The 23,311-nt window shown below is 72.2% G+C and carries 23 protein-coding genes; 4 read left to right on the forward strand and 19 right to left on the reverse strand.

Features of this window, described 5'->3' with window-relative positions; genetic code table 11:
• Positions 1-11 precede the first annotated feature (11 nt).
• The 6 genes from ACFYOS_RS06690 to ACFYOS_RS06715 form a co-directional block, all read right to left on the reverse strand.
• Entirely contained in the window at positions 12-965 is a 954-nt protein-coding gene (locus ACFYOS_RS06690; RefSeq protein ID WP_387136429.1) for a sugar kinase, read from the reverse strand.
• Positions 962-1,585 carry a bifunctional 4-hydroxy-2-oxoglutarate aldolase/2-dehydro-3-deoxy-phosphogluconate aldolase gene (locus ACFYOS_RS06695; protein WP_387136430.1) on the reverse strand — a complete coding sequence of 208 codons (624 nt, stop codon included), beginning with the start codon at positions 1,583-1,585 and terminating at the stop codon, positions 962-964. Before ACFYOS_RS06695 ends, ACFYOS_RS06690 begins: the two co-directional genes overlap by 4 nt.
• 4 nt (positions 1,586-1,589) lie before the next feature.
• Complete coding sequence (gene dgoD / locus ACFYOS_RS06700) at positions 1,590-2,738, reverse strand: galactonate dehydratase (protein ID WP_387136431.1); 1,149 nt, start codon at positions 2,736-2,738, stop codon at positions 1,590-1,592.
• A gap of 5 nt (positions 2,739-2,743) precedes the next feature.
• Positions 2,744-3,559 carry a carbohydrate ABC transporter permease gene (locus ACFYOS_RS06705; protein ID WP_387136432.1) on the reverse strand — a complete coding sequence of 272 codons (816 nt, stop codon included), beginning with the start codon at positions 3,557-3,559 and terminating at the stop codon, positions 2,744-2,746.
• Positions 3,556-4,503: a carbohydrate ABC transporter permease gene (locus ACFYOS_RS06710; protein WP_387136433.1), complete on the reverse strand. Its 948-nt coding sequence runs from the start codon at positions 4,501-4,503 to the stop codon at positions 3,556-3,558. Before ACFYOS_RS06710 ends, ACFYOS_RS06705 begins: the two co-directional genes overlap by 4 nt.
• Positions 4,504-4,581: 78 nt before the next feature.
• Positions 4,582-5,871 (reverse strand): ABC transporter substrate-binding protein, encoded by a 1,290-nt coding sequence (locus ACFYOS_RS06715; protein WP_387136434.1) that lies wholly within the window; start codon positions 5,869-5,871, stop codon positions 4,582-4,584.
• A 135-nt stretch (positions 5,872-6,006) separates the two neighbouring features.
• Between ACFYOS_RS06715 and ACFYOS_RS06720 the strand changes: the two genes are divergently transcribed.
• The 3 genes from ACFYOS_RS06720 (at position 6,007) to ACFYOS_RS06730 (ending at position 8,072) form a co-directional block, all read left to right on the forward strand.
• On the forward strand, positions 6,007-6,765 hold the full coding sequence (locus ACFYOS_RS06720; RefSeq protein WP_387136435.1) for a FadR/GntR family transcriptional regulator: 759 nt from the start codon (positions 6,007-6,009) through the stop codon (positions 6,763-6,765).
• A 222-nt stretch (positions 6,766-6,987) separates the two neighbouring features.
• The gene (locus ACFYOS_RS06725; RefSeq protein WP_387136436.1) at positions 6,988-7,686 is read left to right on the forward strand and encodes a hypothetical protein; all 699 of its coding nucleotides are present in this window, start codon (positions 6,988-6,990) and stop codon (positions 7,684-7,686) included.
• On the forward strand, positions 7,683-8,072 hold the full coding sequence (locus ACFYOS_RS06730) for a VOC family protein (RefSeq protein WP_387136437.1): 390 nt from the start codon (positions 7,683-7,685) through the stop codon (positions 8,070-8,072). Before ACFYOS_RS06725 ends, ACFYOS_RS06730 begins: the two co-directional genes overlap by 4 nt.
• A 43-nt stretch (positions 8,073-8,115) precedes the next feature.
• On the opposite strand, the gene ACFYOS_RS06735 is transcribed toward ACFYOS_RS06730, so the two are convergent.
• Positions 8,116-8,910, reverse strand: a complete 795-nt coding sequence (locus ACFYOS_RS06735; protein ID WP_387136438.1) for a maleylpyruvate isomerase family mycothiol-dependent enzyme — start codon at positions 8,908-8,910, stop codon at positions 8,116-8,118.
• 35 nt (positions 8,911-8,945) lie between these two features.
• The gene (locus ACFYOS_RS06740; RefSeq protein ID WP_387136439.1) at positions 8,946-9,335 is read right to left on the reverse strand and encodes a DUF2267 domain-containing protein; all 390 of its coding nucleotides are present in this window, start codon (positions 9,333-9,335) and stop codon (positions 8,946-8,948) included.
• Positions 9,336-9,483: 148 nt separating this feature from the next.
• On the opposite strand from ACFYOS_RS06740, the gene ligD reads away from it, so the two are divergent.
• Positions 9,484-10,437, forward strand: a complete 954-nt coding sequence (gene ligD / locus ACFYOS_RS06745) for a non-homologous end-joining DNA ligase (protein WP_387136768.1) — start codon at positions 9,484-9,486, stop codon at positions 10,435-10,437.
• 17 nt (positions 10,438-10,454) lie between these two features.
• Here the strand turns inward: ligD and ACFYOS_RS06750 are convergent, their stop codons facing one another.
• The 11 genes from ACFYOS_RS06750 to ACFYOS_RS06800 form a co-directional block, all read right to left on the reverse strand.
• Entirely contained in the window at positions 10,455-10,862 is a 408-nt protein-coding gene (locus tag ACFYOS_RS06750; protein ID WP_387136440.1) for a DUF2267 domain-containing protein, read from the reverse strand.
• A gap of 65 nt (positions 10,863-10,927) precedes the next feature.
• Complete coding sequence (locus ACFYOS_RS06755; protein ID WP_387136769.1) at positions 10,928-12,784, reverse strand: transketolase; 1,857 nt, start codon at positions 12,782-12,784, stop codon at positions 10,928-10,930.
• 177 nt (positions 12,785-12,961) lie between these two features.
• On the reverse strand, positions 12,962-13,951 hold the full coding sequence (locus tag ACFYOS_RS06760) for a zinc-dependent alcohol dehydrogenase family protein (protein ID WP_387136441.1): 990 nt from the start codon (positions 13,949-13,951) through the stop codon (positions 12,962-12,964).
• Positions 13,948-14,817 (reverse strand): carbohydrate ABC transporter permease, encoded by an 870-nt coding sequence (locus ACFYOS_RS06765; protein WP_387136442.1) that lies wholly within the window; start codon positions 14,815-14,817, stop codon positions 13,948-13,950. Before ACFYOS_RS06765 ends, ACFYOS_RS06760 begins: the two co-directional genes overlap by 4 nt.
• Entirely contained in the window at positions 14,814-15,746 is a 933-nt protein-coding gene (locus ACFYOS_RS06770) for a carbohydrate ABC transporter permease (RefSeq protein ID WP_387136443.1), read from the reverse strand. The genes ACFYOS_RS06765 and ACFYOS_RS06770 overlap by 4 nt, the downstream gene beginning before the upstream one ends.
• Before the next feature lie 58 nt (positions 15,747-15,804).
• Positions 15,805-17,178, reverse strand: coding sequence for an ABC transporter substrate-binding protein (locus ACFYOS_RS06775; protein WP_387136444.1), 1,374 nt, complete (start codon positions 17,176-17,178; stop codon positions 15,805-15,807).
• Between the two features lie 56 nt (positions 17,179-17,234).
• Positions 17,235-17,996 carry a DeoR/GlpR family DNA-binding transcription regulator gene (locus tag ACFYOS_RS06780; protein WP_387136445.1) on the reverse strand — a complete coding sequence of 254 codons (762 nt, stop codon included), beginning with the start codon at positions 17,994-17,996 and terminating at the stop codon, positions 17,235-17,237.
• 248 nt (positions 17,997-18,244) lie between these two features.
• Complete coding sequence (locus ACFYOS_RS06785; protein WP_387136446.1) at positions 18,245-19,474, reverse strand: MFS transporter; 1,230 nt, start codon at positions 19,472-19,474, stop codon at positions 18,245-18,247.
• A 197-nt stretch (positions 19,475-19,671) separates the two neighbouring features.
• Complete coding sequence (locus tag ACFYOS_RS06790) at positions 19,672-20,529, reverse strand: hypothetical protein (RefSeq protein WP_387136447.1); 858 nt, start codon at positions 20,527-20,529, stop codon at positions 19,672-19,674.
• Between the two features lie 75 nt (positions 20,530-20,604).
• The gene (locus ACFYOS_RS06795; RefSeq protein WP_387136448.1) at positions 20,605-21,528 is read right to left on the reverse strand and encodes a hypothetical protein; all 924 of its coding nucleotides are present in this window, start codon (positions 21,526-21,528) and stop codon (positions 20,605-20,607) included.
• 54 nt (positions 21,529-21,582) lie between these two features.
• A complete protein-coding gene (locus ACFYOS_RS06800; RefSeq protein ID WP_387136449.1) occupies positions 21,583-23,229 on the reverse strand; it encodes a serine/threonine-protein kinase in 1,647 nt (548 codons plus the stop codon).
• Positions 23,230-23,311 lie beyond the last annotated feature (82 nt).

Here is a 23,311-nt window from a genome sequence, read left to right on the forward strand (position 1 = left end):
ACGGGGTGGTGTCAGCGAAGGGTGCTGCCGGGCTGCACGTCGTCCAGGAGGGACAGCTCGTCGCGGCGCGGCAGGGCCTCCCAGTCGCCGTGCCCGGCGACGGCGAAGGCGCCGAGGGTGACCGCGCGGCGCAGCCGCCCGGCCAGGTCGAGACCGTCGAGGTGGCCGGAAAGGTAGCCGGCGGTGAAGGCGTCCCCCGCGCCGACGGTGTCGACCGCCGTCACGGGCAGCGCCGCCGCCTGCCGCACTCCCTCACGGGTGTACGCGCGGGCGCCCTCGGCACCGAGCTTCACCAGCACGGTCGACACGTCCCGGTCCAGCAGCTCAGCGACCACCGTCTGCTCGTCCGCGCCCGGTGCGCCGACCAGGTCCAGCTCGTCGGTGGAGGCGACCACGACCGAGGCGTGGTCGACGAGGGAGGTGAGCACAGCGCGGGCGGCGTCCCGGCTCCACAGCTTCGTCCGGTGGTTGACGTCGAGGCAGACCAGCGCCCCGGCGCCGGCAGCGGTCTCGGCCGCCCACCGGGTGGCCTCCCGGGCGCTGTCGGACAGCGCCGGGGTGATGCCGGTCAGGTGCAGCACCCGCGTGCCGGCCGCCAGGGCGGGCCGCAGGTCGTCGACGCGCAGCGCCGACCCGGCCGAGCCGGCCCGCTGGTAGATCACCCGGGTCAGGTCGGCGGTACGCCGCTCCAGGAACATCAGCCCCGCCGAGCGCTCCGGGTCGCGGGTCACGTGCGCGACCTCCACGCCCTCGGCGCGCAGCTGGCGCAGCAGGAATCCGCCGAGCTCGTCGTCGCTGACCCGGCCGGCGAAGGCCGCGCGGTGGCCGAGCCGGGACACGCCGATGGCCACATTGCACTCCGCCCCGGCCAGGTGCGGGGTGAGCGGGCCGCTGGCGGCAAGCGGCCCGGTCGAGCGCAGTGAGACCAACGCCTCGCCGAACGTCAGCAGGTCGACGCCAGTCACGACACGGCGGCCAGGTAGGCGCGGGCCCGTTCCCGCAAGGCGTCGACGTCGCCGCCGGAGGCCGCGTCGCCGACCAACGGCCCGCCTACGCCGACGGCGATCGCCCCGGCGGCGAAGTAGCCGGGCAGGTCGGCCAGACTCACCCCACCGACCGCGACGAACGGGATGTCCGGGAACGGGTCGCGCACCGCCTTCAGGTACGCCGGACCCCCCACGGACACCGGGAACAGCTTGATCGCCGACGCCCCCATTCGCATCGCGGTGTACGCCTCGGTCGGGGTGAATGCTCCGGCGGCGACGGGAAGTCCGCGACGTGCCGCCTCGGGGATCGACTCGACCACGGCCGGCGTCACCACGAACTGCGCGCCCGCGGCGGCCACGTCGGCGACATCGGCGGCGGTGAGCACCGTCCCGGCGCCGACCAGGGACCCGGCGGGCGCGGCCGCGCGCAGCGCCTCGACGGCCGACGCCGCGTTCGGCGTGGTGAGGGCCACCTCGACGATGCGTACGCCCGCTTCCAGCAGGGCGGTGCCGGCGGCGATCGCGCCGGCGGTGTCGGTGCCGCGGATGACCGCGAGGATACGGGCGGCGGCGAGTTCGGAGGCAAGGTCGAAGGTCATGTGATCACCATTCCGCGTAGGAGCCGTCGCGGTGCCGCCACATGGGACTGCGCCAGGCGTGCCCGCGCTTGTCCGCCGCCCGCACCGCGTGTTCGTCGATCTCGATACCGAGGCCCGGTCCCGTGAGCCGTTCGACGTAGCCGTCAACGAAGGTCAGCGGTTTCTTGTCGAGGCAGTAGTCGAGCACCTCGGCGCCGAGGTTGTAGTGGATGCCGATGCTCTGCTCCTGGATCAGGTAGTTCGGCGTGGCGAAGCCGACCTGCAGGCAGGACGCCAGGGCGATCGGGCCGAGCGGGCAGTGCGGGGCGAGCTGCACGTCGTAGACCTCGGCCAGCGCCGCGATCTTGCGGACCTCGGTGATGCCACCGGCGTGCGACAGGTCCGGCTGGGCGACCGCGATGCCGGCCTGGAGCACCGGCAGGAACTCCTGTCGGTTGTAGAGCCGTTCCCCGGTGGACACGGGCGTGGTGGTGGAACGCACCAACTCGCCGATGAGGTGCGAGTTCTCCGGGACCACCGGCTCCTCCAGGAAGAACGGCCGGTAGGGCTCGAGCAGCGGGGCGACCCGGCGGGCGGTGGCGAGGCTGAACCGGCCGTGGAAGTCGACCGCGACGTCCCGCTGGTCGCCGAGCACCTCACGGGCCGCGGCCACCCGCTGGACCACCCCGTCGAGCTCTGCCACCGAGGCCACCGGACTCATCCGGCCCGAGGCGTTCATCTTCACCGCGGTGAGGCCGGTCTCGACGGCGGCGCTGATCTGGTCGCGGACCTCGCTGGGCTCGTCGCCGCCGACCCAGCCGTACACCCGGATCCGGTCCCGGACCGGGCCGCCGAGCAGCTGGTGCACCGGGGCGCCGTAGTGCTTGCCGGCGATGTCCCACAGCGCCTGGTCGAGGCCGGACACGGCGCTGGCCAGGATCGGCCCGCCGCGATAGAACGAGCCCTTGGTCATGACCTGCCAGTGGTCCTCGATGCGCAGTGCGTCCCGGCCAATCAGCAGCTCGCTGAGTTGCTCGACGGCGGTGCGTACGGTCTCGGACCGGCCCTCGCAGGTGGCCTCGCCCCAGCCGACGATCCCGTCGGTGGTTTCGATCCGGACGAAGAGCCAGCGGGGTGCGACGAGGAAGGTCTCGATGCGGCCGATGGTGGTCATGCCGCTCAGCCCTTCGTGGCGCCGGCGGTGAGGCCGGAGACGATGTACTTCTGCACGAACAGGGCGATCACCATGATCGGCAGGGTGACCACGGTGGCCGCGGCCATCAGGCCGCCCCAGTCGATGCTGGCGTAGCCGACGAAGTCGAAGATCGCCACGGGCAGGGTCTTCGTGTCCGCGCCGGAGAGCACCAGGGCGAACATGAAGTTGTTCCAGGAGAAGATGAAGGACAGGATCCCGGCGGTCGCGATGCCCGGCACGGACAGCGGCAGGGTGATCCGACGGAACGCCCCGATGTTGGTCAGCCCGTCGACCAGCGCCGCCTCTTCCAGATCGTCCGGCAGGCTGTCGAAGAAGCCCATCATGATGTAGACGATCAGCGGCAGCGACACGAACATGTGGCTGAGGATCAGCACGGTGAAGCCGCCGACCATCTGCAGGTTCGAGAAGACGTAGTACCAGGGCACCAGGAGCGAGACGCCGGGGATGACGCGGGCCATCAGCACGACGAGCGCCGACTTCTTCATGTTGAAGCGGCTCATCGAGTACGCGGCGGGCACCCCGAGGATGAGCGAGAGCACCGTGGCGGCGAACGCCACCCAGAGGCTGTTGCCGATGAACTGCACGTAGTTCGCCCGCTGGAGCACGTTGCCGTAGTTGTCCAGCGTCGGCGAGAAGGCGAAGGCCTTGCCGGTGTCGTAGATGTCGACGTTGGTCTTCAAGGACGCGGCGATCATCCAGAGCAGCGGCGCGATCAGCGCCAGCACCACCACGGCCAGGGCCACCGCCCGGAACACCTTGAACGGCTTGCTCGGCTTCATCGCGCCAACCCCTTCTTGCGGTAGGTCAGGGCCCACATCACCCCGATGATGATCAGGAAGAAGATGATGAGGACCGTCGATGAGACGCCGTAGTCGTTGTAGTCGAAGCTGAGGCCGTACGCGTAGACGTTGAGCGTCTCCACCTCGTGGAACGACCCGCCGCCGCGGCCCTTGGTGGCGTAGAGGATGTCGAAGGTCTTCAGCGCGTCGATGCCGCGCAGCAGGATCGCGACGATAACGGTGGGCATCAGCAGCGGCAGGGTGACGTGCCGGAACCGCTGCCAGGTGCTGGCGCCGTCGATGAGGGCGGCCTCCTGCGGCTCGTCGGAGAGCGACGTCAGGCCGGCGAGCAGGATCAGCACGACCATCGGGGTCCACTGCCAGATGTCGATGAACATCGTCGTCGGCAGAGCCGAACCCTGGCCGGACAGCCAGGGCTGGGGACCGATGCCGACCCAGCTGAGCAACTGGTTCGCCATCCCGATGTTGGGATCGAAGATCAGCCGCCACATCATGCCGACCGCCACCGGGGTGGCCACCAGCGGCAGGAGGATGGCGACCCGGACCCACTTCTCGCCGCGGAATGGTCGCCACAGCAGCAGGGCGATCGCCATGCCGAGCGCGACCTCGACGGCGAGCACCACACCGGTGAAGAGGAGGGTGCGCCACACCGCCGGCCAGAACCGGTCGGTGTCGGTGAGCACGTCGAGGTAGTTCTGGAACCCGATGAACTCACTGTCGGCGCGTACCGAACCCTCGGCGTCGGTCAGGCTGAGGTATCCGGTCCACGCCACCGGGAAGATGATCAACACGGCGACGAACGCCATTGCGGGTGCCGCGAAGAGCCACTTGCGGTGCGCGTTGGCCCAGCGCGACCAGGCCGGCTCCGACGGGGCCGCTCCGGCCTCGGGCGATCTGGTGACTGGTGTGGTGACGGCTGACATGAGGTCTCCGAGTGCTCAGGGCCAGGGTCCCGGCGCGGGGTGGCGGAGCCGGTCGGGCCTCGCCACCCCGCGGTCGGGCTACTTCGCCTCGTCGTCGAGGAACTTCTGGAACGCCTCGTTCGCCGCGTCCGCCGAGGCGGCCGCGTCCTTGCCGGTGATCGCGTCCACGATCGGCTGACCGACGATCTCGCGCGCCTCGGCGACCTTCACCACCAGCGGGCGGTCGTGACCCACGCCGTCCTTGGTGCTGGCCGCGATGGCCTCGACCAGGTCCTTCGGGTAGCTCGCGGTGCCCTCCGGGTTGGCCCAGACCGAGGCCCGGGCGCCGGGGACACCGGCCTTCTGCTGCGCCAGGGACTGCTCCTTGCCGGCCGCCCACTGGATGAACTTCCAGGCGTTGTCCTTGTTCTTCGACTGGTCGTTGATGCCGAGCGCCCAGGACGGGATGTTGTACGGCTTCGAGCCGGCCGCGCCGGCCGGGAACGCCGTGAAGCCGACGGTGTCGGAGACCTTGGACTTGGCCGGGTCGGTGGCGTTCTTGTAGAGGGAGTCGGCCTCGGTGTAGAAGGCCGCCTTGCCCTGGGTGAAGATCGCCATGGCCTCGGACCAGCTCATGTCGGTGCTGATGTTCTTCGGGCCGTGCTCGCGGAGCAGCCCGCCGTAGTAGGCGTACGCCTGCTTGGCCTGCTCGCTGTTCACCGTGGCCTTGCCGCTGGCGTCGACGAAGTCGCCGCCGAAGCTGTACAGGAAGCTGGAGAACTGGGTGACGGCGGCCGCCTTGCCGGTGCGGGCCACGAAGCCGGCGACGCCCGGGTTGTCGGCCTCGACCTTGGCCGCCTGCGCCTTGAGCTCGTCAAGCGACTTCGGCGGAGCGTCGAAGCCGGACTTCTTCAGCAGGTCCTTGCGGTAGTAGAGGACCTCCTGCTCGGTGATGATCGGCACGCCGACCACCTTGTCCTCGTACGAGGTGGCCTGCACCGGGCCAGCCTGGAAGTCGCTGAAGTCGAAGGCGCTGTCGGACTTGGTCCGCTCGGTCAGGTCGGCGAGGTACTTGTTCTTGGCGAACAGCTTCCCCTCCTGCAGCGGCCGGTACATCATCACGTCGAGGTCGCTGGACCCGGCGTTCAGCTTGACGTTGTACTGGTCGGAGAGCTGGTCCTCACCGAGCTGGGTGACCTCGACCTTGAGGCCCGTCTGCTTCTCGAACTCCGGCAGGGCCTTCTTGATGTTCTCCGTCCAGACGTGGTTCACCAGCGTCACGCGCAGGGTTTTCGACCCACTGCCGCCGTCGCCCCCGCCACCGCAGGCGGACAGGCCCATGGCGGCGACGACGGCCAGGGACGTGGCGATTATCGATCGACGTCGCACGCTTATCTCTCCTTCGGTCCCGGTGGCTGCCCGGGAAGGGCGCTACCTCGGGGTTTACATCCGCTTAACGTCGGGATGCTAGGCCGAAAAAGCTGACTTATTCAAGGGGTTGATCCAACTGATATGATGCTTGACGTGGAACCGTACTCCTCCGGGGGCACCAGCACCCAGCACGCCCCTGCCGAAGCCGGGCTGCACGCACGTGTCCTCGAGCACCTCGGCACCGCTATCTGCGGCGGCGAATTCGCCCCCGGGGCGGTCCTCAACATCGACGAACTGGTCGACCGGTACGAGGTGTCCCGCTCGGTGATCCGCGAGGTGCTGCGGGTCCTGGCGTCGATCGGGTTCATCGAGACCCGCCGACGGGTCGGGGTGACGATCCGGCCGGCGCACGACTGGAACGTCTTCGACCCGCAGGTGATCCGCTGGCGTCTCGCTTCGGAGAGCCGGATCGCCCAGCTCCGGTCAATCACCGAGCTGCGCACCGCCATCGAGCCGCATGCCGCCCTGCTGGCCGCCAGCCGGGCCGGTCACGACGAAGCGAGTGATCTCGTCGGGCTCGCGGCGAAGATGTGGGCCGCCGGCAAGGCCGGCGACGAGGAGCGCTTCCTGCGCCTCGACATCGAATTCCATCGGCGGGTGCTGCTCGCCTCCGGCAACGAGATGTTCGTCCGGTTGCAGGACCTGGTCGCGGAGGTGCTCACCGGCCGGCACAAGCACCACCTCATGCCACATCACCCGCACGAGCAGGCGCTGCACCTGCACGCCGAGGTCGCCCAGGCGATCCAGCGACACGACGGCGAGCGCGCCCGGCAGGCGATGGTGCAGCTCATGGAACAGGCTTTCGACGAGATGAAGTCGATCTGGGAGCAGGCCGCCGAGCCCACCCGGTGAGCCGACCTCCCCACTCCGGGCGGTCGGAGGCGTAAACTGACTGCGGCGCAGTCCTGCGCCTCACCTCCAGCCCGGTGCTCACGCCACCGGCCCCGCGGAGGCAAAGGGGGCCTCGAGCCCTCGGGACGCGGTGCCGACTGGCCCACCGACACGCCACATGCCCACGGCGGGGTCGACGGGAGCGTGAGTCCCTGCGACCGCGCCGTCGACAGGGAGCATGTGATGACGAGTCAGAAGTCGTTCAAGTCCCGGGTGCGCGCCCGCATGGGCAGGACCGGCGAGAGCTACACGACCGCCCGCCGGCAGGTGCTCGCCAAGGCCACGCCGGACACCCCCGCCACGGACGCCGCCCGGGGCCGCGGCCAGCTGGACCGGATCTCGGCCGCGCTGCTGCGCGAGCGCACCGGCCACGACTGGGACGCCTGGTTCGCCCGGCTCGACGCGTGGGGCGCGGTCGAGCGGACCCACACGGAGATTGCCCGCTGGCTGGTCACCGCGCACGAGGTGCCGGGCTGGTGGGCGCAGACCATCACCGTCGGGTACGAGCAGTCGCGCGGCCTGCGCGCCCCCGGACAACGCCGGGGTGGTGGTTTCGAGACCTCCGGGAGCCGGACAGTGGCCGTGCCGGTGACGGTGCTCTTCGACGCGTTCGCCGACGAGACCCTGCGCCGCCGATGGCTGCCCGACGTGGACGTCCGGGTCCGGACGGCGACCGCCCCGAAGACCTTCCGGGCGGACTGGGCGGGCGGGCCGACCCGGATCGCCGTCGGCTTCACCCCGCTCGGCGACGCGAAGGCCCGGGTGGCCGTCCTGCACGAGAAGCTGACCGACGCCGGAGAGGCCGACCGGCTCAAGGCGTACTGGCGGGACCGGCTCGCCGCCCTGAAGCAGCTCCTGGAGTCCTCGGAGGTGGCCCGATGAACGCCGCCACCTTCGTCAACCTGCCGGTACGCGACCTCGACCGCGCGGTCGAGTTCTTCACCGCGCTGGGGTTCACGGCCGGTCCCCGTCAGCCGGGGGGCGACAGCGTCCAACTCACCCTCGGCGAGACCACCCACCTCATCCTGCACACCCCGGCGGCCTTCGCCGCGTTCGCCGGGGCCGGGGTCTGCGACACCTCCACCAGCCGGGAGGTGATCGTCGGCCTCGGCGTCGACCGGCGCGAGCGGGTGGACGACCTGGTCGACGTGGCGGTCGTCGCGGGCGGCACGTCGCTGGGCCCGGGGCAGGACCTCGGGTTCATGTACATGCGCGGGTTCCGGGACCTCGACGGCCACCAGTGGTCGTTCCTGCACCTGGCCGGCTGAGCCGGTGGTGGGGCCGGCGGTCGGTGGACCGCCGGCCCCACCGTCAGCCGAACGCGACCCGCTCCAGCCAGAAGTCGAGCAGCTTGGCGTCGCCGAGGACCTCCACGGCGGCGGCGTCGACCGGCCGCCGACCGTAGATGAGCAGCAGCAGTTCGGTCACCGGCCCGCGGACGGCCACCGCCGCCTTCTCGTGCGCCCGCCGCCAGGCGAGGGTGTCGCCGGTGAGGTCGACCAGCCACTCCGCGCCGGCCTCCGGCGGCAGGTCGGTGGCGTGGAAGTGCAGGGTGCGGCCCGGCCCGACCAGCTCGCGCCGGTGCGGGTGGAAGTCGAACATCTGCGGCAGCGCGCCCAGCTCCATCCACTCGTCGAGCGCGTCGACGGCGACCGCCGGGTCGACGGCGAACCCCGCGTCCAGGGCGAGGGCGGCGTCGGCCCGGTGCATGAGCGTCTCGTGGGCGAACCGGCGGGCCCAGAACGTCGTGGCCGCCGGCATCGGCAGCGGCGTCCAGGTGGTCAGCTCGGGGCCGGCCGCTTCCAGGGCGTCGGCCAGCTCGGCGGCGCCCTCGACGAGCCAGGGGCCGACCACCGCCGGATCCTCGCGAGGGTAGGCGGACAGGTCGCGGAAGTGCGTGTCGGAGGGTGGGCCGGCGGCCCGGGTGCGGACCACCTCCGCGGCCCAGCGCTGCCCACCGCCGAGGTGCCGGACCAGCTGGCCGACGTTCCAGCCCGGGCAGGACGGCACCGGCCTGGTCAGGTCGGCGCCGTCGAGGTGGGAACGGAGCAGGTCGCTCTGGGCGACGATCTCGGCGCGGTGGCGGTCGAAGCTCAGGCCGGTCATCCGCCCACCGTAACGGCCGACCGACCATCGCCCGGTCAGGGCGCGCGGGGCACCGGCTGGGCCAGGGCCCCGATCTCCTTCGGCAGCTGCGCCAACGCGTGCTCGAACTCCTCGTGCCCCACCACCCGGTGCAGGGTCTGCAGCACGGCCCGCGCGCCCCGCTCGGCGACGTCCGGCGCCGCCTCGGCGCGCTCCGCCACTCGCCGCAGGAACTCGTCGTACCCGAAGACCTGTGGCTCCTCCGGGCGGGCCCGGGCCAGCAGCGGGCGCAGCTCGTGCGCCACGTGGTCGGCCAGGTCCGCGGCCTCGCCGCCGCTGATCCGCTCGGCGAGCGTACGCAGGGTGGCCTCGGTCAGGGATCGCGCGGTCTCCGCCGGGACACCCGCCCGTGCGGCCACCTTCTCGAAGAACTCCAGCTCCGCCATGTCCGTCCTTCCCGTCCGGGAGACAGCGTGCGTGGCTACCCATCGGCGACTGCCACAAACGGCGGTGTACCCGGCCGGCCGGGCGAAAGGCCGGAAACCGGCATCAGCCCGGAGCGACGTCGGCCAGGATCGAGGCGTGGCTGCCAGGATGCCGGAGCTCGTGCCGCCGATGCTCGCCTCCAGCGGCGCCCTGCCGACCGGGCCCGGCTGGGGCTACGAGTTCAAGTGGGACGGCGTCCGCGCGATCGCCTACGTCGACGGCGGGCTCCGGCTGCTCAGCCGCAACGATCGGGACGTCACCCGGGCGTACCCGGAGCTCGGCGAGTTCGCCGGGCTCCTGGCCGGGCGGCGGGCGGTCCTCGACGGGGAGATCGTGGCGCTCGACGGCGAGGGCCGGCCCAGCTTCTCGGCGCTGCAGCGCCGGATGCACGTCCGGACGCCGGCCGCCGCGCTGGTCAGCGCGACACCGGTACGGGTGTACCTGTTCGATCTCCTGTACCTCGACGGGCGGGACACCACGGCCCTGCCGTACACGGAACGCCGTACCGCGTTGGAGGAGCTGGGGCTCAGCGGCGAGAGCATCGACACCCCGCCCTACTGGACCGGCGACGCCGGCCGGGATCTGGCCACGGCGGCGGCGGAACTCGGCCTCGAAGGGGTGGTCGCCAAGCAGCTCCGCTCGACGTACGAGCCCGGCCGCCGCGCGTCGGCGTGGGTCAAGGTGCCGCTCAACGACACCGTGGAGGTCGTCGTGGGCGGCTGGAAACCGGGCGCCGGCCGGCGGGCCGGCACCATCGGGTCCCTGCTGCTGGGCATGTACGACCCGGACGACCGGCTGGTCTACGTCGGGCACGTCGGCACCGGCTTCACCCAGACCGTGCTGCGTGACCTCCAGCAGCGCCTGGAGCCGCTGACCCGGCCGGACCCGCCGTTCGACGCCCCGGTGCCGCGCGAGCACGCGCGGCAGGCCGTCTGGGTGGACCCGGTCCTGGTCGGGGACGTCACCTTCCGGTCCTGGACCCCGGACCAGCGGCTCCGGCACCCCTCCTGGAAGGGGCTGCGCAGCGACCGCGAACCGGCCGAGATCCGGTTGCGGCGGTGATCCCGCCGGTCCCCCGGTCAGGTGCCGACCCGGCGGGTTTCCATCCGGTTGACCGACGGCCCGGTCAGCTGCCGGAAGTCCTGCGGCAACTGGTCGATGAAGTCCCCGTACTCCTTGGCGCTGATCGCCTCCCGCAACGTGTCGAACACGGCGCGGGCGCCGTCGGTCGCCGCCTGGAGGTCCACCGCGGCCCGGGCCTGCACCCGCTCCAGGAACTCCGGCAGCCCGAAGGGCTCGGGATTCACCCCGGCGAAGCTGAGACACCCCTTCAGTTCCTCGGGAAGCTGCGACGCGAGGTCGCGCGCCTGCCCGCCGGTGATCCGTTCCGCCAGCGTCTCGAGCGCGGCACGGGTGATCGGCTCGGCCTGCGCCGGTGACATCTGCGGTTTCGCCGCCACCGACTGGATGAACTCCGTGTGGTTCACCTGGGACCCCCTCTCGGACCGGACCTGCGGGTACCCGCGCAGGTGGGGGTGAAACGACGGGACCGTCACCCCAGGGCGCGCGCCGCCCGGACGATGGCGTCCACCCCGATCCCCGCCTGGTTCATCTGCTGGGTCGGCGTCGCGGAGCCGGGCAGTCCGCGCACCGCGAGGTGGGTGACCCGTACCGGCTCGGCGAGGTCGGCCAGCGCTTCGAGCACGGCCGATCCCAGCCCGCCCTCCGGGTAGTGGTCCTCGACCACCACCAGCCGGCCGCCGGTCGCGCGGACGGCGTCCAGCAGCCGCTGCCGGTCCAGCGGCTTGACCGAGTAGAGGTCGATGACCCGGCTGTCGATCCCCTCGCGGGTCAGCTCGTCGGCGGCGGCGAGGCAGTTGTGCACCGTCACCCCGGCGCCGATCAGCGCGACGTCGTCCCCGTCGCGGACCAGCTTGCTGCCGCCGATCGGGAACACGTCGCCGTTGTCGTAGAGCACCGGGTACTTGCCCCGGGTGGTGCGCAGGTAGCTGATCCCCTCGCGGTCGACCAGCTGGGCGACGAGCGCGGCGCAGGAGACGGCGTCACTGGGGTAGAGCACGGTGGAGCCCTGCACGGCGCGCATGGCGGCGAGGTCCTCCAGCCCCATCTGGGAGGGGCCGTCCGGGCCGATCTCCACGCCCGCGTGCGAGCCGGACAGCGCGATGTCGGCCTGGGAGATGGCGGCCATCCGGATGAAGTCGTAGGCGCGGGAGAGGAACGCGGCGAAGGTCGCCGCGAACGGGCGGTAGCCGCGGACCTGGAGCCCGACCGCGGCGGCGACCAGTTGCTGCTCGGAGATGAACATCTCGAAGAACCGGTCCGGGTACGCCTCGCCGAACTTGTCGGCGCGGGTGGAGTCGCTGACCTCGCCGTCGAGGGCGACCACGTCCTTCCGGGCGCCCAGCGCCCGCAGCGCGTCGCCGTACGCGTTGCGGGTGGCCACCTTCTCGCCCTTGGGGTACTCCGGCAGCGCGGGCGGCTGGACGGCGGCCGGCGGGCCGGACGGTGGCAGGGGCTCGGGCGGCGGCGCGGTGACCCGGATCTGGCGGACCCCGCCGAGCGCGGCGACGGCCCGCTCGGCCATGTCCGGCTTCAGCGCCTTGCCGTGCCAGTCCGGCTTGTTCTCGATCTCGGGCACGCCCTTGCCCTTGACCGTCCGGGCGAGCACCACGGTGGGGCCCGACGCCTGCCGGGCCCGGCCCAGCACCTCGTCGATGGCGACCAGGTCGTGGCCATCGACGACGATCCCCTGACAGCCGAACGCCTCGACCCGGCGCCGGTAGGTGTCCAGGTCCCACTCCAGCTCGGTGGCCCCGCGCTGGCCGAGCCGGTTGACGTCGACGATCGCGGTCAGGTTGCGCAGGCCGTAGTGGCCGGCCTTGTCCAGCGCCTCCCAGATGGAGCCCTCGGCCATCTCACTGTCGCCGCACAGCACCCAGACGTGGAACGGCAGCTGGTCGAGGTACTGTCCGGCCAGCGCGATGCCCACCCCGACCGGCAGTCCCTGGCCGAGCGAACCGGTGGCGACATCCACCCAGGGCAGGACCGGGGTGGGGTGGCCCTGCAGGCGCGACCTCGACTGCCGGTAGGTGTCCATCAGCTCCTGCTCGCTGATCGCGCCGGCCGCCCGGAAGACCGCGTACAGCAGGGGCGAGGCATGGCCCTTGGAGAAGATCAGGTGGTCGTTGGCCCGGTTGCCCGGGTAGGACCAGTCGTAGCGCAGATGCCGGGAGATCAGCACCGCGAGCAGGTCGGCGGCCGACAGGCTGGAGGTCGGGTGTCCGGACCCGGCCCTGGTGCTGCAGCGGATCGAGTCCACCCGGAGCTGGGCGGCGAGCTCACCCAGCCGGGTGAGCTCCTCGTCCCGCAGGGTGCGCTCTGCTTCCATGGTCACCGGATTCGCCTCCCGCGGTCGGCCCTGCCCGGCCAGCCCGTGCGGCAGACCGTCGGGCCACCCGAACCGGACCGCGCTTACTGACCGCCTTGCGCACCCCACCGTAGCCAGAAGGGCGAACATTTATCCGGTTAACCACCGATTTGCCGGCAACCGCCTGCGGTCACCCCCTCAACCCGCAATCTGGATCTTGCGACCGACGCCCGCGCGGAACTGGGCCATCGCGTCGGCGTACCGGTCGAGCGGGAAGCGGTGGCTGATGAACACGTCGGGGTCCAGCACGCCCGCGGCGAACAGTTCACCCGCCCGCTCGAAGCTGTGCAGCACCGCCATCGACCCGGTGACAGTGATCTCCTGGTTGTAGATCCGGTACGGCTCCACGGTCGCCCGGGTGCGGTATTCGGCGACCCCGAACTGGAGGAACGTCCCGGCCGGGGCGACCCGGCCGAGCCCGTCGTCGATCGCCGCCCGCACCCCCGTGCAGTCGATGACCACGTCCCAGCCGCGCAGGCGGGTCAGTTCCTCCGCGCTCGCGGCGCTGGCCGTACAGCCCAGCCGGACCGCGGTGGCCAGCCGGTCCGGATTCGGGTCCACCACGCTCACGCTCGCCGCGCCGCAGCGCTTCGCCAGCTCCAACATCATCAGCCCCATCGTGCCGGCCCCGTAGATCAGGTAGTGGTCGCCGAGCCGGCGGGGCAGCACGTCGAAGCCACGTACCGCGCAGGAGAGCGGTTCGATCAGCGCGGCATCGGCCGGCGCGACGGACGCCGGCAGCGGGAAGCAGTTCTTCACCGGCGCGACCGCGTACTCGGCCGCGCCGCCGGCGACGGTGACACCGATGGCCGCCCAGCGTTCACAGAGGTTGCCCCGGCCGCGCCGGCACTGGTAACACTCCCCGCAGTGCAGCGACGGATCGACCGCGACCCGGTCGCCGACCCGTACCTCGGTGACGTCGGCGCCGGCCGCGACCACCGTGCCGGCGAACTCGTGACCCGGCACGATCGGGTAGGCGGGCGCGAACTCGCCGTCCATGATGTGCAGATCGGTGCCGCAGATCCCGCAGCCGGCGACCTCGACGACCACCTCGCGCGGCCCGGGTGCGGGATCGGGCACGGACTCCAGCGAGATCTGACCCGGCGTGACGATGACCGCTGCCTTCACTTGACCGCCCCCATGGAGAGTCCTCGGACGAGTTGCTTCTGGGCGATCCAGCCGGCCAGCACGACCGGCAGCGACACGATGGTCGCCGCCGCGCAGAGCCGGGCGAGGAAGAGCCCTTCGGAGGTGATGAAGCCGACCAGGAAGATCGGCGAGGTACCGGCCCGGGTCGCGGTGAGGTTGACCGCGAAGAAGAACTCGTTCCAGCTGAAGATGAAACAGATCAGGGCGGTGGCGGCCAGGCCGGGCGCGACGATGGGCAGCAGGACCCGTCGGATCGTCACGACCAGGCTCGCGCCGTCCATCGCCGCCGCCTCGGTCAGCGCGGACGGGACCTCCAGCAGGAACGACCGCATCATCCACACCGCGAGCGGGAGGTTCATCGCGGTGTAGAGGATGACCATGGTCCAGACGTTGTCCAGCATGCCGAGTTCCTTGACCAGCAGGTAGATCGGCAGCAGCGCGGCGACCGCGGGCAGCATCTTGGTGCTGATGAAGAAGAAGAGCACGTCCCGCCACTTGACGACCGGCCGGATCGACAGCGCGTACGCGGCCGGGGTGGCCAACAGCAGCACCAGCAGGGTGGACAGCAGGCTGGCCATCAGGGAGTTGAGCAGGTAGGGCGTGAGGTCCCGGTCGAAGACCTGCCGGTAGCCGTCGAGCACCGGGGTGAAGAACCAGGACGGCGGGTTGCTGGCGGCGTCGACCTCCCGCTTGAAGCCGGTGAGCACCATCCAGAGCACCGGCAGGAAGAACAGCAGCCCCGCCAGCCAGGCCAGCAGGGTCCAGGCAGCTCCGGTGCGGCCGCTCGTCCGCCGGGTCGGGCTGGTCGGCCGGCGCCGGGAGGCGCGTCGGGTCAGGGTCGTCATCGCGCATCCTCCATCCGGAACAGGCTGGAGATCACCCGCAGCGCGAAGGTGGCGACGACAATCGTGCCGATCACCACCACGACCCCCGCCGCGGCGGCCTCGCCGTACTCGAACTTGCGGAACGTGGTCAGGTAGATCTCGTACGGCAGGTTGGTCGTGGCGGTGCCGGGCCCGCCCTGGGTGATGGTGAAGACGGCGTCGAAGGTCTGCACCAGGTAGATGGAGCCGAGCAGGGCGCCCAGTTCCAGGTAGGGACGCAGGTAGGGCAGGGTCACCCGGGTGAAGGTCTGCCATGGTCCGGCACCGTCGACCCGGGCGGCCTCCAGGGTCTCCAGTGACTGACTCTGCAACCCGGCCAGGATGATCAGCATCATGAACGGGGTCCACTGCCAGACCAGGGTGGTGACCACCGAGAACATCGGGTACCGGGATACCCAGTCGGTGCTGCCGCCCACGATGCCGTTGATCAGACCGTACGACGGGTTGTAGATGGCGTGCTTCCAGAGCAGCGCCGCGGCCATCGGCATCACCAGGAACGGCGTGATGAGCAGGGTACGCACCACGCCGCGCCCGGGGAACCGCCGATCGAGCAGGATGGCCAGGCCGAGGCCCAGCAGGACGGACAGCACCACCGAGGCGGCGGTGAGCACCACGGTGTTCAGCAGGGCGGCGCGCAGCCGGGCGTCGGTGAGCACCTCGCCGTAGTTGGCGAGGCCGACGAAGGCGCGCCGGCCGGGCCGCAGCGCGTTCCAGTCGAGAGTGGACAGATAGAGGGTGACCAGGAACGGGATCTGGGTCACCACGATCGCGAAGATCAGGGCGGGCAGCAGCGGGGCACGGCGGGTCCAGCGCTGCCGCGCGCGGCCGGGGACGGGTCTGACGGTACGCCGGCGTGCCGCGCCCGCGCCGGCGGTGACGGTCTGGGTCATGGGACCACCTCGAGGCAGGGCCGGGGCCGGCCGGCGAACGGCCGGCCCCGGACAGCGGCTACCGGTATTCCTTGGCGACACCCTCGGCCATTCGCTGGCCGTCGGCGAGCGCCTTGTCGACGGTGGTGCTGCCGGCGATCGCGGCGGAGACCTCCTGGGAGACCTTCGTGCCGAGATCGGCGAACTCCGGGATGCCGACGAACTGCACGCCGAGCGCGGGACGGGGCTGCACCCCCGGGTTGACCGGGTCGGCCTCCTGGATCGACTTGAGGGTGAGGTCGGCGAAGGCGGTGGCGGACTGCCGGTACTCCGGGATCGCGTACGTGGACTGCCGCTTGCCGGCCGGCACCCGGGACCAGCCGAGCGAGGAGCCGACCAGCTTCTCGTACTCCTTGCCGGTGGCCCAGGAGATGAACTTCCACGCGGCGTCGGCGTTCTTGGTGGTCTTCGGCATCGCCAGGGCCCAGGCCCAGAGCCAGCCCGACGACTTCGTCCGGTTCACCGGCGCGTACGCGTAGCCGACCTTGCCGGCGACCTTGCTCGCGCTCTTGTCCTCCAGCGTGCCCGCAGCCGAGGTGGCGTCGTACCACATCGCCGCCTTGCCCTGGCCGAAGGTGTTCAGGCACTCGGTGAAGCCGGCCTGCGGCGCGCCCGCCTCGCCGTGGGCCCGCACCAGGTCGACGTAGAACTTCGTCGCTTCGGTGAACTCCGGCGCGTTCACCTTCGGCGTCCAGTCCTTCTCGAACCAGGTGCCGCCGAAGGTGTTGACGACCGTGGTCAGCGGGGCGAAGAGCTCCCCCCAGCCGGGCAGGCCGCGCAGGCAGATCCCGGCCACGCCGGCCTTCTTGTCGTCGAGCTTCGCGGCGAACTGGGCCACCTGCTGCCAGGTCGGCCGCTCCGGCATGGTCAGGCCCTTGGCCGCGAAGAGCTCCTTGTTGTACATGAGGAACGAGGACTCGCCGTAGAACGGCGCCGCGTAGAGCTTGCCGTCCTGGCCGGAGAGCGAGGCGACCATCGGCTTGAGCAGGTCGCCCTCGTCGTAGCCGCCATCGGAGTCGGCGTACGAGCTCAGTTCGTGCAGCCAGCCGTTCTTGGCCCAGATCGGCGCCTCGTACGCCCCGATCGTCGCCACGTCGTACTGGCCGCCCTGGGTGGCGACGTCCTGGGTGACCTTGTCGCGCAGTTCGTTCTCCGGCAGGATCGTGAACCGCACGGTGATCCCGGTCTGTTTGGTGAAGTTGTCGGCGGTGACCTTGGCCAGGTCCTCCATCTGCGGGTTACCGACCATCAGCACGGTGATCGTCTTGCCGCCGCTGCCGCCCCCCGACGAGGAGCCGCCGCCGGCTCCGGAGCAGGCGGTCGAGGTGAGACCGACCGCGAGGGCGACGGCGAGTGCACCGCGCCATCGGCGAGGAGACCGTGTTCTGGACACAGCGAACCTCCATGGTGGTGGTGTTGGTGGTGGTGGAGACGGGTCGGCCCGGGCGCTCAGACGCGCAGCACCACGGGGCCGAGCAGTGAGTAGCGATGCGCCTCGGACGCCGGCAGCGCGGTGTCCGTGACGATGATGTCGACGTCCCCGACGTCCCCGAAGCGGCAGAAGCTGTGGCCGCCGAACTTGGTGTGCACCCCGGCGAACACCACCCGCCGCGACACCGCCATGACCTTGGCCTTGACGGCGGCCACCGCGGGGTCGGGCGTGGTCAGCCCGTGCTCGCGGGAGATCCCGTTCGCGCCGACGAACGCCAGGTCGATGACGAAGCCGCCGAGCATGGCGGTGGCCCAGTGGTCGACGGTGGCGAGGGTACGGCCGCGGACCCGCCCACCGAGCAGCAGGACGGTGACGGCCGGACAGGCGGCGAGCACCGCGGCGGTGTGCAGCGAGGCGGTCACCACCGTCAGCGGCCGGTGCGTGGGCAGCGCCTCGGCGATCAGTTGCGGCGTGTAGCCCTCGTCGATGAAGACGGACTCCGCGTCGCCGAGGTGCTCCACCGCGGCGGCGGCGATCCGCCGCTTCTCCACGACGAACCTGGTGGTCCGGCTCTCCAGGGTCGTCTCGAAGCGGGCGGTCTCCACCGGGTACGCGCCCCCGTGGGTCCGGCGCACCAGGCCCTGGTGCGCCAGCAGGCTGAGGTCACGCCGGATCGTCTCCGGCGCGACACCCAGGTCGACGGCCAGCTTCTGCACGTCGACGTCGCCGTGACGGCGAGCCAGGGTGAGGATGTGGTGTCTGCGCTGTTCTGCGTCCACCTGGCACCTCCCGCCCGCTCGTGCCTCTTTTTGTAACACCGGCACTTTGGCGTGACGACGGTCACGTCCGGGGTAATGGGGTGAATTTGCTGCCCGCTACCCGGTGCCGAATGGACAGCGGAGAACCGGATGGAAGCCACATCTCTCTCTTTTGGACCGCCCGCTTGCCGCTATGGCGTGCCCGATCTCCACCCGACCCGCCCGGTCGGGCACGGGTGGCTGGCTGCCCGAGCCGGCCGCGGCGCCCCTCATCGCGCCGACCGCCGACTCACGACCAGCCAGAGCGCCACCGCCAGGTAGGGCAGCGCCGCCAGCGCGAAGGCGGTCGCGTTGCCCGCCGCGCCGGCGACCAGGCCGTAGGCGCCGTAGAACGCGACGATGGTCAGGTCGGTGGCCATCCCCGCCGCCGAGGTGACGGTGGCCCGCGCGGTCCCGGTGATCCGGGCCTGCAACCGCACGTCGGCCAGCACGGTGGCCAACTGGAACGCGGCGAACGCCACGGCGAGCAGCACGAACCCCGCCGGGCGGCCGACCAGGGCGCCCGCCGCCAGCGTCGACGCGGCGAGCAGCAGCAGCCTCGCGTACCCGCCGGCGGTCAGCCGCTCCCCCACCGGGGCGAGCAGCCCGCCCACGGTCATCCCGACCCAGAGCAGCAGGAGCAGCAGCGGCACGATGGCCTCGGCGACGCCGGTGTCCCGGGCCAGCAGGCCGGTGTACTCGTCGAGGCCGCCCCAGACGGCGGTCACCGCCGGGACGAGCAGCAGGGACGCCCGTACCCTGCGGTCGGCGCGGGCCTCGGCCAGGCCGGCGCGCAGGCTGGCCAGCCAGCCGGGCTCGTCGTCCCCGTCGACCGGCCCGGGCAGGCCGGCGACCGGCGCGGGCCCCTCGGCCCGGACCGGGCGGGGCTCCGGGAACCGGGTCGCGACGGCCGCGGCGAGCAGACAGGCCGCGATGCTGGCCACGCCGACCGCCGGGTAGCCACCGACGGCGAAGACCGGCCCGGCCACCGCCCCGGCGGTCGCCGCGGCGGCCACCTCCGCGGTGCGGGCCCGGCCCATGAGGCGGGCGTACCGGTCGGCGGCGCCGAGCCGGTCGAGCTCGGTGAAGACCAGCGCCTCCAGGGCGCCGGAGCGCAACGCCCCGCCCGCGCCCCAGAGCACGAAGCCGACGGCGAACGCCGGGTAGGACGGGACGATCAGCCAGAGGGCGAAGGCGACCGCGGGCAGCAGCGGGGCCAGGGCGAGCAGCAGCCGCCGGGACACCGCGTCGGCCCAGGCGCCGGAGGGCACCTCCAGCAGGATGCCGGTGGCCGACCAGATCACGAAGAGCGAGGAGATCTGCCCGACCGACAGCCCGGTGTCGGCGAACAGCAGCACGTACAGCGGGTAGAGCAGGACGAAGTCGGTGAGGAACGCGTAGCCGTAGAGCGCGGCCGCCAATGGGCGGGTCGCCGGTACGCGCGCAGGAGTGACGATCATGAGGCCTTCCCACGGGGACGAAACGGACACCGGACGTACGGCGTCCGCGGCGGCCCGCGGCCACGGCCTCTAGGGCAGGATCAACATCGCCAGGTCATGCGCCGATGCTAACCGGCATCGGCCCTTCGCGTCGGCCCCGCAGAGACAAAACCGGGGCGGGACCCGGTCGGGTCCCGCCCCGGCGGTGGCGCGGACGGTCAGCGGCGGAACTTCTCCACGTCCGCCTGCGGGATGACCATCGTGGACTCGTTGTCCGCCGCCTGCCCGACGGTGGGCTGGTGCGGCGGGACCGGCTGGGTGCGGTCGGCCTCGGCGTACGGGCCGGCCGAATCGTTCAGCCGCGCCTCGACGTCCCGCCGGCCGGCCTGGTACGCCTTGGCGTGGGTGGCGATCGTCCGCGACTCCTCCTCGGCGCGGGCCAGCCAGTGCTCCCAGCGGCTCTGCATCGGGCGGACCAGACCGCCGCCGACGCCGACGACCAGGATGCCGCCGACGGTGGCGAGGACGGCGATCAGCACCGGCGTGGTCACCGCGGTCGCCACGCCGATCTGGTTGAGCGCGGCGATGATGCCGAGGCCAAGGATGAACACCGAGGCGAGGTTCGCCAGGATCCGGCCGTAGGAGAGGCCGCCGAGGGCGCTGGAGATGATGTCCTTGACCGCCTTGGCGATGGCTGCGGCCACCACCACGATGACGATGGCCACGAACGCCCGCGGCAGCCAGGCGACGACGCCGGCGATCAGGTCCGAGATCGGGTTCGGCCCCCAGATGCCGAACGCGAGCTGCAGGGTGACGAGCAGCACCGCGTAGTAGGCCAGCTTGGCGACGATGTCGCTGGCGTCGTACTTCGAGCGGGCCAGGGCGGTCTTGATGCCACCGCGCTCGACGGCCCGGTCGAAGTGCACCCGCTCCAGGACCTTGTCCACGATCTTGAGCACGGCCTTGGCGATCAGCCAGCCGACCACCAGGATCGCGATGAACGCGACCGCCTTGGGCAGGAACAGCAGCACCGAGCGGAACGCGTCGCCCACCGCGTTGCCGAAGTTGTCTCTCATCGAAGGCCTCCACGCACAGGCAGGGTCAGGTCAGTCCGCTTCGACCTACCCTGGGCGCCCGGCGTGGAAACGCGGTCAGCCCCGCCGGCAGCGGTAGGCGACCTGGGTGCCGGCCTGCACCGGCGAGGGTTCGATGATGTTGACGGTGGCGGTCTCGGTGGTGGCGCCGACGCCGCTGAACGTCCACTTGAGGGTCAGGGTGGCGGTCCGCTGACCCCGACCGACCCGCTCGGTGAGCAGGGCGCCCGGCGGCGCGTCAGACCGGAACCACTGGTACCGGATCACCCCGCTCCGGCCGTTGGTCCGCACCGTGGCCACCACATCGACGGTGACGTCGCAGCGGTCGCCGGCCGGCTGCGGCACGGCCACGCTGACGCCCTCGACCTCCAGCGGGCTGAGCCGCTGCCACAGGTAGAGCCCGACCACCACCAGCAGCGCGAGGGTCAGCAGGGTGGAGAGCGCCGAGACGACCCGGCGCCACCGCGGCCGCGGCCGGCGCGCCCCGGCCACGGTCGGCCAGGCGGGGGCGGCCGGCGGCGTGGCCGGCACGCCGGGCCCGAAGCGCAGCTCGCCGCCGGGCGCCGGCTGCGCGGGACCGCTCGCCGCCCGCGCGTCCCCCGTGGTCCGGGGGTACGCGTCGGTCGCGCCGGCGTACCCGATGGTGGCGGGACTGGTCGCGGCGAGGGTCGGCCCCGCCAGGTGCACGGTCGCGTCGGCAGCCAGGTCGCGCGCGCCGAAGTCGACGGTCCGGTCCGGCAGGTCGAGGTGTGCGGTGGCCTCCGGCGCGCCGAGCTGCACGGTCTGGTCGAGTGCGCCGAGCTGCACCGTCGCGTCCGGGGTGCCGAGCTGCACGGTGGGGTCGGCGGCAGCGAGCTGCACGGTGGGCTCGGCGCCGCCGACCGCCAGGGTGCGGTCGAGGTCGACGGTCGCCCCCGGGTCGAGGGGCAGCGGCACCGGCCGAGTGGGCAGCGCCTCGGTGGGCTCCTCCGGCCGGGTCACCCGAGCCGTCCCCGGGCCGTGATGGATCGGTTGGTAGCGGGCACGTCGCAACTCCTAGCCAATGGGGCAGTCTCGGTAGAGCGTCACGTACACCGGGGAGGCCGAGGTGGCGGCGTTCCCGGCGGCGTCGACGGCGATGACCTGAACGGGGATGCGGCTGATCTGCTTCGGCACCGGCAGCGGCCCCAACGTCCCCTGGAACACGCCGCGACCGGCCGAGCTCATCCCGACCGTCGAGGTGACGCCCTCCAGGGTGTAGCGAAGGCTGACCTTGAGCGCGGCCGGGCCGCTGCGGTCGTCGGTGACGGTGGCCGTGACGGTGCTCGTCCGGTAGCCGTAGGAGCAGCCTTGCGGGACGAGCTCGGCGGGCTTGGCCGTGACGCCGCCGACGGTGGGGGCGGTGACGTCGGGCGGGGGCGGCGGCGCGGTGCTGGTGGACGGGGTCGGTGCGGGCGCGCTGGTGCGCACCGGCGACCTGGTCGGCGTGACGGACCGGGACCGGCTGGGCGTGGCGCTCGGGGTCGCCGACGGCGTGGGGCTGGTCGACGCGCTCGGGGTGGGGCTCGGGCTCGGCGTGGCGGCGTCGGTCGGGGTGGCGCTCGGCGTGCCGGTCGCGGCCGGGTCGACGCCGGGCGGCCCGCCCGCGACCGCCGGGTCGTCGTGGGCGGCGTAGCGGTAGCCGGCGCCGCCGGCCAGCAGGGCCGCGACGAGGGCGCCGCCGACCAGCGCGGTCCGCTTCCGGCCCCGATGGAACAGGCCCCGGCGGACCGGCGCCGCGCCCGCCCCGAGCACGGTGCTGGCCAGGCTGGTGGCGCCACCGCTGCCGTCCGGGAACGGCCACAGCGCGGCGAGCAGGGCCGCGCGACGGGCCAGCTCGCGCAGCCCGCGCTCGGCCCAGTCCGGGCCGTACGCCTCGCCGGCCACCCGGTCGAGGAGCTCGAGGAAGACCTGGGCGGGCTGCGGCCGGTCGGCCGGCTGCTTGGCCATGCCGTGCCGGAGCAGATCGTGCACCGGCAGCGGGGCCGGGTCGGTGGGGATCGGCGCCGAGGCGTGCTGCTCGCGCAGGGTGAACAGGTCCCGTCCGTCGTACGGGGGCCGGCCGGTGAGGCATTCGAAAAAGGTGGCGGTGGCGGCGTAGATGTCGCAGGCGGGGCTGGCCGGGGCGCCGGTCCACTGCTCCGGGGCCATGTAGCGGGGGGTGCCGGAAACGGTGGTGTCGGAGCCGTGACCGATCGGCATGGCGATGCCGAAGTCGGCCAGCTTGCTCAGCCCCGCCCCGGTGACCAGCACGTTCTCCGGTTTGTAGTCGCGGTGCACGACGCCGCGGGAGTGCGCGGCGGCGAGCCCGGCGAGCGAGCCCTTGAGCACGCAGAGCGCCGACTCGGGCGTGGTCGGGCCGTGTGCCCGGAGCATCTGCCGCAGCGACACCCCGTTGACCAGCTCCATCACGATGGCCGCGCCGCCGGGAGACTCGACGTACTCGTACAGCCGGGAGACGTGCGGGTCGTCGATCTCGCCGAGCAGCCGGGCCTCCTCCCGGAAGGCGCTCCGGAAGGATGCGTCGTCGCCGATGTCGCGCACCAGGTACTTGATGGCGACCGGGGTGCCGGTCCCGTCGTGGGTGGCGAGCATGACGCTGCCCGACGCGCCGGCGCCGAGCCGACGGACCGGCGTGTAGCCGGACAGTTGCCAGCCGCTCATGCGACGTACTCCACGGCAATCCAGGGGCGATATCGGCCACCGCCTCTCTGATCATTTTGGACACGGCGAAGCTGCCGTCCAT

Source organism: Micromonospora sp. NPDC005806, assembly GCF_042871425.1.
Taxonomy (GTDB): domain Bacteria; phylum Actinomycetota; class Actinomycetes; order Mycobacteriales; family Micromonosporaceae; genus Micromonospora.

Coding starts and splice junctions, on each gene's coding strand:
- ACFYOS_RS06770 (WP_387136443.1), bottom strand. CDS start 15,746: ATGACCCAGACCGTCACCGCCGGCGCGGGCGCGGCACGCCGGCGTACC.
- ACFYOS_RS06735 (WP_387136438.1), bottom strand. CDS start 8,910: ATGACCGGCCTGAGCTTCGACCGCCACCGCGCCGAGATCGTCGCCCAG.
- ACFYOS_RS06765 (WP_387136442.1), bottom strand. CDS start 14,817: ATGACGACCCTGACCCGACGCGCCTCCCGGCGCCGGCCGACCAGCCCG.
- ACFYOS_RS06705 (WP_387136432.1), bottom strand. CDS start 3,559: ATGAAGCCGAGCAAGCCGTTCAAGGTGTTCCGGGCGGTGGCCCTGGCC.
- ligD (WP_387136768.1), top strand. CDS start 9,484: ATGCCGGAGCTCGTGCCGCCGATGCTCGCCTCCAGCGGCGCCCTGCCG.
- ACFYOS_RS06800 (WP_387136449.1), bottom strand. CDS start 23,229: ATGAGCGGCTGGCAACTGTCCGGCTACACGCCGGTCCGTCGGCTCGGC.
- ACFYOS_RS06755 (WP_387136769.1), bottom strand. CDS start 12,784: ATGGAAGCAGAGCGCACCCTGCGGGACGAGGAGCTCACCCGGCTGGGT.
- ACFYOS_RS06740 (WP_387136439.1), bottom strand. CDS start 9,335: ATGGCGGAGCTGGAGTTCTTCGAGAAGGTGGCCGCACGGGCGGGTGTC.
- ACFYOS_RS06790 (WP_387136447.1), bottom strand. CDS start 20,529: ATGAGAGACAACTTCGGCAACGCGGTGGGCGACGCGTTCCGCTCGGTG.
- ACFYOS_RS06785 (WP_387136446.1), bottom strand. CDS start 19,474: ATGATCGTCACTCCTGCGCGCGTACCGGCGACCCGCCCATTGGCGGCC.
- ACFYOS_RS06695 (WP_387136430.1), bottom strand. CDS start 1,585: ATGACCTTCGACCTTGCCTCCGAACTCGCCGCCGCCCGTATCCTCGCG.
- ACFYOS_RS06725 (WP_387136436.1), top strand. CDS start 6,988: ATGACGAGTCAGAAGTCGTTCAAGTCCCGGGTGCGCGCCCGCATGGGC.
- ACFYOS_RS06730 (WP_387136437.1), top strand. CDS start 7,683: ATGAACGCCGCCACCTTCGTCAACCTGCCGGTACGCGACCTCGACCGC.
- ACFYOS_RS06710 (WP_387136433.1), bottom strand. CDS start 4,503: ATGTCAGCCGTCACCACACCAGTCACCAGATCGCCCGAGGCCGGAGCG.
- dgoD (WP_387136431.1), bottom strand. CDS start 2,738: ATGACCACCATCGGCCGCATCGAGACCTTCCTCGTCGCACCCCGCTGG.